This window comes from Pantoea sp. RCC30.1, assembly GCF_058148845.1.
The window spans coordinates 1-8,462 of record NZ_JBXUHX010000063.1; the positions used below are offsets into that span (position 1 = coordinate 1).

An 8,462-nucleotide genomic window follows, 5' to 3' on the forward strand; every position below is an offset into this window, starting at 1 on the left:
GGCGCTGGGCCGGGTCGGATTGCCGGATGATATCGGCGACGCCATCAGTGCGATCCTCAGTGACGAAACGGGCTGGATCACCGCGCAGCGGATTGAGGCTTCAGGCGGGCAGGGAATTTAACCACGGTCGGCGTCGCGTAAAACACGACGCCGCCGCCTTTCACAGCGTAATGGTGCCGTCGATGACGGTAACCGTATTGCCGCCAATCCAGATGGTCTCACCGGCGAAAGATACATTCACCCGGCCTGCACGCTGCAGGGCTGTACCCTGACGAACGCGATAGGAGGTGGTATGGCCTGCGGCTGCGAAGTAACGCGCCAGACAGGCATTGGCGCTGCCGGTCACCGGATCTTCGGTCAGGCTGCCATTCTCTACCAACAGGCCACGCACTTCATACTGTTCGTTTTCACCTTCTGGCAACCGGCCAAACGGCATCACCCCCGAAACACCCGCATGCTTAATCAGACGCTGCAAATCGCTGACGTTGGGCTGAAGCGCCAGCACGGCTTCGGCGCTGACCATCGGCACCAGCAGCCAGCGAATCCCCATATCCACCACGGTCGGGCTTTGTGTCAGATCGAACGCATCGCTGTTGAAGGCGTTCCCCATCAGCGCATCCTGCCACGGCATCAGGGTGGCAGCAGGCGCAGCAAATGCCAGGCCCGCCTCATTATTCTTTACCGTCACATTACCGACGCCGCACTCCTGCACAATTTCACCCGGCGTACGTGTCGGCCAGCCTGCCTCCAGCAGCGCGTGCGCGGTGCCCAGCGTCGGATGACCGGCAAACGGCAATTCGCCTTCCACGGTAAAAATACGCACCCGATAGTCCGCCTCTTCATGCTGTGGTGGCAGCACGAACGTGGTTTCCGACAGGTTAGTCCAGCGGGCAATCGCCGCCAGCTGACTGTCGCTTAACCCCTGAGCATCCATAATCACCGCCAGCGGATTGCCATTAAAGGCGGATGAGGTAAACACATCGACTTGCTTAAACGCGACCTTCATTGTGACTCCTTGCTCTGGGTTAGTGTGGCCTTTTCTCTGCCGGATGATTGCTTATAACAGCTAACAGCGTTATCAATAAGTTAAAGATTTTACCGGAGACTATGAATGCTAACGATCCTGGGACGCGCCTCCTCAATCAACGTGCGCAAAGTATTATGGCTGTGTGACGAGCTTGACCTTGATTTTGAGCGCGAGGAGTGGGGCGACGGCTTCCGCTCAACCCACCTGCCTGAATTCATGGCACTTAACCCAAATGCGATGGTGCCGGTTCTGAAAGATGATGACTTTGTGTTGTGGGAATCCAATTCCATTCTGCGCTATCTGGCGAACGCCTATGGCGGCGAGTGGCTCTATCCTCATGATCCGCAAACGCGCGCGCCTGTCGATCAGTGGATAGACTGGCAAGCCACTGAACTCAACACCTCATGGCGCTATGCATTTATGTCGCTGGTGCGAAACTCCCCGGCTCATCAGGATCCGCGTCTGCTGGCCGCGGCCAGCAAAGGCTGGGCGCACACCATGAGCATTCTCAATCAGCAGCTGGAAAAAACGGGTCGCTACGTTGCCGGACGTAATTTCACGCTGGCAGACATTCCGATTGGTCTGGCGGTGAACCGCTGGTTTGAAACGCCGCTCGAACACCCTGACTATCCGGCGGTGCGTAATTATTACGAGCGCCTGACTGAACGTCGCGGCTATACCGTCTGGGGCCGTAACGGCACACCCTGAGCCTCGCTGCACGGCACGCCCGCCAGTTCACAGGCAATTTCCCCGGCGCGCTGAATCGCCCGGGTGTAGCGCGCATCAAACGGATAGCAGCAGGAGAGACGCAGCGCATGGTTGTAACGCTCACTCAGCGAGTAGAGTGCGCCAGGCGTGACGCAAATCTGCTCCTGCAGCAGCCGATCAAACATCTCGGTGGTATTCACGCCGCCCGGTAGTTCGACCCAGAAAACGAAGCCACCGCGTGGCAGCGTTGCGCGCGTGCCTTCCGGGAAGTAGCGGGCGATCAGACCTCGCGCCTCATCCAGATTAGCCGCGTAGCGACGGCGCAACGTGCGCAGATGGTGGTCGTAACCGCCGGAAGCAAGAAACTCCGCCAGCGTTTCGGAGAGCAGGGCGGATTCGGCCATCGAGGAGACCGCTTTCAGTCGGGCGATCGCATCATGAAAACGACCGGCGGCAGTCCAGCCAATACGGAAGTCGGGTGCCACGGTTTTGGTGAAGCTGGTGCAGTAAATCACCCAGCCATCGCGATCAAAGGCTTTCACGGCGGGTGAGAGCGGCCAGTCGAACTGCAATTCGTCATACAGCCCATCTTCTATCAGCGGAACGTGGTAAGTATTCACTAACTTTGCCAGCCGCTTCTTATTCTCCAGCGACATGCCGCAGCCCAGCGGGTTCTGCGCGCTCGGCATCGCAATCAGAGCCTTGATACGCTGCTCCTGCAGCAGCATCTCCAGCGCATCCAGTGACAGCCCATGCTGCGGATCGGTGGGAATTTCCAGCGCCTTCAGGCCGAGCGAGGCCAGCAGTGGAAAGAGGAAAAAATAGGTCGGCGACTCCAGTCCGACGCAGTCGCCGGGCTGCGTGACGGCGCGAAGCGCCAGCTGAAGCGCCTCCATGCAGCCATGGGTCAGGGTGATCTCATCGGCGGTGAGGGTCTGGCCGGCGTGCAAAGCCCGTCGCGCTATCTCCTCCCGTAAGCGCTCACTACCGGGCGGAAGCGCATAGCGTCCGATCATGTTGGGATGACGGCGCAACAATGAGGCGGTAATCCGGGCGATGCGCGCCGCCGGAAACAGCTCGCTGTCCTGCGGACAGGCCAGCGAGATATTGGTGTAGTCGGGATGATTCTGCGCCGCAAACACTTTATCGATCAGGTCGAGCTTTCCGCTGCTCGGATCGCGCACACGCGCCTTATGCTGGCCGTGACGGGTGACGGCAGGTAACACGCCGCGCACGTAATAGCCTGACTGGGGACGCGCCTCTATCAGCCCGCGATCTTCCAGCATCTGCCAGGCATTCAGCACCGTATTGACGCTGACCTGATGTGACTGGGCAACACGGCGGATTGCTGGCAGGCGTTTGCCGGGTTTCAGCGTGCCCTGGTGGATGGCTTCAGCGAAGCTGTCTGCCAGCTGCTGATAGAGCGGCTGATCGGAAGTGGGAGCAAGGGACACAGTAGCCTCCGGATTGGATGGGTACAATTGCTGTTAACAATAACTGTAACCATAACAATAGTGATTTTGTGTCACTGTTACCATCTCTTTCCCCGCCGTAGCATAGAACTCTGTCCACTTTCAGGAGAGCCACCATGCTCGATCCCTCTTTCTTCAGCTACGTTACCGTGATGTCGATTACGCCAGGCCCGAATAACCTGTTGCTGGCGACCTCCGGGGTCAATTTTGGAATGCGACGCACCCTGCCAATGGTGTTCGGCATTCTGGTGGGCTGTGCGCTACAGACGGTGATTGCCGGGATGGCGCTGGAGGTATTGCTGCACTGGATGGCGGCGATTCGCCTGCCGCTGACGCTGGCAGGCTGTGCCTATCTGTTGTGGCTGTCGTGGAAGATTTTCCGTGCGGCAGCACCTGAAGTGCGCAGCAAGCCGCAACCCATGACGCTGCTGGGCGGTGCCTGCTTCCAGGCAATCAATCCCAAGGCCTGGCTGATGGCCACCAACGTCGCGCTGCTCTATAGCGCCAGCAGCGGCGTCCTGACGGTGATGATCGGCTTTATGCTGCTGAACCTGCCCTGCATTCTGATCTGGGCTGCGCTGGGCGATCGCCTGCGCAGCCATCTGCAAATTGCCTGGAAGCGTCAGTTATTTAACAGCCTGATGGCACTGTCGCTGGTAGCGACCACCGTCTGGATGCTGACCGACGCCTTGCTGGCCGCTTAATCGGGTGCACCTGGTGCTGTTGCCGATGGCCACTTCCAGTTCTGCACCTCCGGCACATCTTCACCATGTTCACGCACATAGCGATGATGTTCAGCGATGCGTTCCTGCAGATCGTCCAGCAGCTCAGGATGCGCATCGGCCAGACCCGGCACGCGCAGAATCGCCTCCTGCGCCAGATGATAGCGGTCAAGCTCGTTCAGCACCGTCATATCAAATGGCGTGGTGGTGGTTCCCTCTTCATTAAAGCCGCGTACATGGAAGTTGCGGTGGTTGGTGCGCGAATAGGTCAGGCGATGTATCAGCGTCGGATAGCCATGGAAGGCGAAGATCACCGGTTTATCCTGGGTAAACAGCGCATCGAATTCTGCATCAGATTTGCCGTGCGGATGCTGATCCTGCGGCTGCAGCGCCAGCAGATCGACCACGTTCACCACGCGGATACGCAGTTCGGGCAGCATACCGCGCAGCAGATCCACCGCCGCCATCGTCTCCATAGTAGGGACATCACCGGCACAGGCCATCACCACATCCGGCTGTTCATGTTCCGGCGTGGTGCCCGCCCAGCGCCACTCGCCCATACCCGCTTCACAATGGGTCACCGCACTGGCCATATCCAGCCACTGCGGCGCAGGCTGTTTGCCCGCCACAATCACATTGATGCGGTCCCAGGTGCGCAGGCAGTGATCGCCAACCCACAGCAGCGTATTGGCATCGGGCGGCAGATAGATGCGCACGATGTCTGCTTTCTTGTTGGCGACATGATCGATAAAGCCCGGATCCTGATGGCTGTAGCCATTGTGGTCCTGACGCCAGACGTGTGAAGAGAGCAGATAATTCAGCGACGAAATCGGTTTACGCCAGCCCAGTTTGCGCGAGACTTTCAGCCACTTGGCGTGCTGGTTAAACATCGAATCGACAATGTGGATAAAAGCTTCATAGCAGTTGAACAGTCCGTGGCGACCGGTCAGCAGATAGCCTTCAAGCCAGCCCTGACATTGATGCTCACTGAGGATTTCCATCACCCGGCCATCTCGCGCCAGCTGCTCATCGTACGGCTCGATTCGTTCCAGCCAGGTGCGGCTGGTCACGTCAAAGACCGGTGTCAGGCGGTTAGAGGCGGTTTCATCCGGGCCGAACAGGCGGAAATTATCGCCGTTTCGCTGGAACAGCACGCTGAGGTAGCGGCCCAGATGCTCAGTAGCCTGCGCCATCTGTGCGCCTGGCTCGCTGACATCGCAGGCAAACTCCGCAATGCTGGGTGCATCCAGCTCACGGCGCAGCAGGCCGCCATTGGCATAAGGTGAAGCGCCCATGCGTTTATCGCCTTCCGGTGCCAGCGCCTGCAGTTCCGGCTTCAGGCGACCCTGTTCATCAAACAGGTCGTCGGGCTGATAGCTGCGCATCCACGTCTCAAGGATCTGGCGATGACCCTCATCTTCACGACAGGCCGCGACCGGCACCTGATGCGCTCGCCAGAAGTCCTCCACTTTCTTGCCGTCGACCGTTTCAGGGCCGGTCCAGCCTTTGGGGCTACGCAGGATAATCATCGGCCAGCGCGGCACGTCGGTGCTGGCGTTGCCGCTGCGCGCCTCACGCTGAGACTCAGCGATCTTACTGAAGGCGTTATCCAGTGCCTCTGCCATCAGCGGATGCATTTTTTCCGGCTCATGCCCGCAGACGAATATCGGCTCATAGCCATAGCCGCTGAATAGCTGGTGCAGATCCTCATCGCTGCTGCGACCCAGTAGCGTCGGGTTAGCAATCTTGTAGCCGTTAAGATGCAGAATCGGCAGCACCGCGCCGTCACGTTCAGGATTGAGGAATTTGATGCCGTGCCAGCTGGAGGCCAGCGGCCCGGTCTCCGCTTCGCCGTCGCCAATCACGCACGGCACCACCAGATCGGGATTATCGAAGGCCGCACCAAAGGCATGAGAGAGCGAATAGCCCAGTTCTCCACCTTCATTAATCGAGCCCGGCGTTTCCGGTGCCGCATGGCTGGGAATGCCGCCAGGAAAGGAGAACTGTTTAAACAAGCGCTGCATGCCCGCCGCATCCTGAGAGATGTGAGGATAAATTTCGCTGTAGCTGCCCTCCAGCCAGGTATTCGCCACCATGCCGGGGCCGCCATGGCCTGGCCCGCAGATATAGATCATATCCAGGTTCTGTTTGCGGATAACACGGTTGAGGTGGGCGTAGATAAAATTCAGTCCGGGCGTAGTGCCCCAGTGACCCAGCAGACGCGGTTTGATGTGTTCTGGCTTGAGTGGCTCGCGCAACAGCGGGTTATCCATCAGATAAATCTGTCCAACGGAGAGGTAGTTCGCTGCCCGCCAGTAGCGGTCGAGCAGGGTAAATTCGGGTGACGCAGGGGAGTAAGACATGCGGGTTCCTCCTGATCGTTCAGCTAAAAGATGCCTTAACCCTAATAGAGAATCCCCGGTACGACCAGGCAACCGCCCAATAAAAAAGGCCCCGCAGTGCGGAGCCTCTCTTTATCAGCGGCGCTGAATTACTTGCCGACGACGAACGCGGTTTCCCGTCCTTCATCATTAGCCGCCATTGGTGTGACCGGCGAGTAGTCGAGCTGCAGGATACGGCTGGTTTCGGCTAACACTTTCTCTGTCAGCGCCACGTCACCATTTAGCTTACGACCCCAGGAGGGAACCACCGCACGGATTTTGTTCTGCCATTCCGGCGAAGCCATCTGCTCAGGACAGACCTTGTGCAGTAGCTCCAGCATGATTGGTGCCGCCGTAGACGCGCCTGGCGACGCCCCCAGCAGAGCTGAAATCGTACCATCCTGTGAAGCGACCACTTCGGTGCCCAGACGTAATACTGCGCCCTCTTTCTCATCTTTCTTGATAATCTGCACACGCTGACCAGCAGTGACAAGGCGCCAGTCCTCCTGCTTCGCCTGCGGCACATAAGCACGAAGCGCATCCATCCGGTCACGATCGCTTTGCAGCACCTGATCCATCAGGTATTTCACCAGATCAAAACTTTTCAGTCCCACTTTCACCATCGGCAGCATATTGCTGCTGTTCAGCGAGGTGAACATATCCATCAGCGAACCCTGCTTCAGGAACTTAGTCGAGAAGGTGGCGAACGGGCCAAACAGCAGCACCTGCTTGCCATCCAGCACGCGGGTGTCAACGTGCGGCACGGACATCGGCGGTGCACCGACGCTGGCTTTGCCGTAGACCTTGGCCATGTGCTGCGCGACGACCTGCGGGTTCTCCGTGACCAGGAACGAACCGCCCACCGGGAAACCGGCGTAACCGTTGGCTTCCGGGATACCGGCCTTCTGCAGCAGCGGTAACGCCGCACCACCAGCACCGATAAATATTTTGCCTGCGGTCAGCGTGCGACGTATGCCGCTGTTCAGACACTGCAGCGTCACCTGCCAGCGACCATCGGCCAGCTGCTTCAGCTCACGCACTTCCTGACGCAGACGCAGCTGAAAATTCTCTTTCTTCTCTGACGCGGCGATCAGCTGACGGGTGATTTCACCGAAGTTCACATCGGTGCCCATCTCTGTCCAGGTCGCGGCCACTTTCTGGCGGCGGTCACGGCCATTCATTACCAGCGGGATCCAGCGGGCAATCTGCTGCGGATCTTCGGAGTAGGCCATGCCACGGAACAGGGTGCTTTTTTGCAGTGCCTGGAAGCGCTTGCGCAGGAAGTCGACGTTGTCATCACCCCAGACAAAGCTCATGTGCGGCGTACTGTGAATAAAGCTTTTAGGATTGCGCAGGTTGCCTTTCTGGACCTGATAAGCCCAGAACTGGCGGGAAATCTGGAACGATTCATTGATCGTTACCGCTTTGGAGATGTCGATGCTGCCATCCGCCTGTTGAGGCGTATAGTTCAGCTCCGCCAGCGCCGCATGACCGGTGCCCGCGTTATTCCAGCCGTTAGATGACTCTTCGGCCACGCTATCAAGCCGCTCCACCATTTCGATGGACCAGTCTGGCTCTAAGTCCTGCAGCCATGCACCGAGGGTAGCGCTCATCACACCAGCACCAATCAGCAGCACATCAACGTCTTTGCGCTCCTGCGCGGTAGTAGTGGTGTCCTTTGCCATGGCACTCATCGCGAGCGCAAGGTTTACAGCTGAATTGCTCATGAGGCGACATCTCCTCTTCTGTTGACCTGAAGCCCAACAGTTTCGCAGGCGAAATAGTCACGCTTCTTACGAGCGCGTTGCGCTATTTCTCAAAGGTTAAGTCTCAGGTATAGGGTTAAAGCGGTGATAACGCGTTAACTGAACGTTATGCTTAGTCATCTGAATATAACATTCTCGCATCTGAATTAAACATTAGTTTATTTTTTAAATGCAGAAATGATTCAGCATAAGAATTAATCATCACGGCCGGTGGCGTATTAGCGGTTTTTTTGAGTTAAGTCAGTGAGTTAACTGAAAGGCTATGTTGCGGAAAAGCCCCATGCTGGTGCAGTACCTGAAAGGATGTGGACAGTTCGGAATTATTTAATTAGCTGAAATTTAGCGATTTATTATGCAGTAAGGAATAACAGGAATCGGGGTAAGAG

At 57.7% G+C, this 8,462-nt stretch carries 6 protein-coding genes and 1 pseudogene; 3 read left to right on the forward strand and 4 right to left on the reverse strand.

What is annotated here, in order from left to right:
- A pseudogene (locus tag AC2LB6_RS24225) lies at positions 1-121 on the forward strand (short-chain dehydrogenase); the annotation flags it as partial.
- A gap of 39 nt (positions 122-160) precedes the next feature.
- Here AC2LB6_RS24225 and AC2LB6_RS24230 read toward each other — a convergent pair.
- The gene (locus AC2LB6_RS24230; protein WP_490095427.1) at positions 161-1,006 is read right to left on the reverse strand and encodes a PhzF family phenazine biosynthesis protein; all 846 of its coding nucleotides are present in this window, start codon (positions 1,004-1,006) and stop codon (positions 161-163) included.
- 105 nt (positions 1,007-1,111) lie between these two features.
- Between AC2LB6_RS24230 and AC2LB6_RS24235 the strand changes: the two genes are divergently transcribed.
- Positions 1,112-1,735 carry a glutathione S-transferase family protein gene (locus tag AC2LB6_RS24235; RefSeq protein ID WP_490095428.1) on the forward strand — a complete coding sequence of 208 codons (624 nt, stop codon included), beginning with the start codon at positions 1,112-1,114 and terminating at the stop codon, positions 1,733-1,735.
- On the opposite strand, the gene AC2LB6_RS24240 is transcribed toward AC2LB6_RS24235, so the two are convergent.
- Positions 1,702-3,189 carry an aminotransferase-like domain-containing protein gene (locus AC2LB6_RS24240; protein ID WP_490095429.1) on the reverse strand — a complete coding sequence of 496 codons (1,488 nt, stop codon included), beginning with the start codon at positions 3,187-3,189 and terminating at the stop codon, positions 1,702-1,704. The genes AC2LB6_RS24235 and AC2LB6_RS24240 overlap by 34 nt on opposite strands.
- Positions 3,190-3,323: 134 nt before the next feature.
- Here AC2LB6_RS24240 and AC2LB6_RS24245 point away from each other — a divergent pair, with 134 nt between their 5' ends.
- The gene (locus tag AC2LB6_RS24245) at positions 3,324-3,911 is read left to right on the forward strand and encodes a LysE family translocator (RefSeq protein ID WP_490095430.1); all 588 of its coding nucleotides are present in this window, start codon (positions 3,324-3,326) and stop codon (positions 3,909-3,911) included.
- Here AC2LB6_RS24245 and AC2LB6_RS24250 read toward each other — a convergent pair.
- A complete protein-coding gene (locus AC2LB6_RS24250; protein ID WP_490095431.1) occupies positions 3,908-6,292 on the reverse strand; it encodes a phosphoketolase family protein in 2,385 nt (794 codons plus the stop codon). The two genes, AC2LB6_RS24245 and AC2LB6_RS24250, sit on opposite strands and share 4 nt — an antisense overlap.
- A gap of 128 nt (positions 6,293-6,420) precedes the next feature.
- Positions 6,421-8,037: a malate dehydrogenase (quinone) gene (mqo, locus tag AC2LB6_RS24255; RefSeq protein ID WP_490095432.1), complete on the reverse strand. Its 1,617-nt coding sequence runs from the start codon at positions 8,035-8,037 to the stop codon at positions 6,421-6,423.
- Between the last annotated feature and the right edge of the window lie 425 nt (positions 8,038-8,462).

What these genes read in the sequence shown, in the direction of transcription:
- AC2LB6_RS24230 (WP_490095427.1), bottom strand. Translation starts at nt 1,006, where the DNA reads ATGAAGGTCGCGTTTAAGCAAGTCGATGTGTTTACCTCATCCGCCTTT.
- AC2LB6_RS24235 (WP_490095428.1), top strand. Translation starts at nt 1,112, where the DNA reads ATGCTAACGATCCTGGGACGCGCCTCCTCAATCAACGTGCGCAAAGTA.
- AC2LB6_RS24245 (WP_490095430.1), top strand. Translation starts at nt 3,324, where the DNA reads ATGCTCGATCCCTCTTTCTTCAGCTACGTTACCGTGATGTCGATTACG.
- AC2LB6_RS24250 (WP_490095431.1), bottom strand. Translation starts at nt 6,292, where the DNA reads ATGTCTTACTCCCCTGCGTCACCCGAATTTACCCTGCTCGACCGCTAC.
- mqo (WP_490095432.1), bottom strand. Translation starts at nt 8,037, where the DNA reads ATGAGCAATTCAGCTGTAAACCTTGCGCTCGCGATGAGTGCCATGGCA.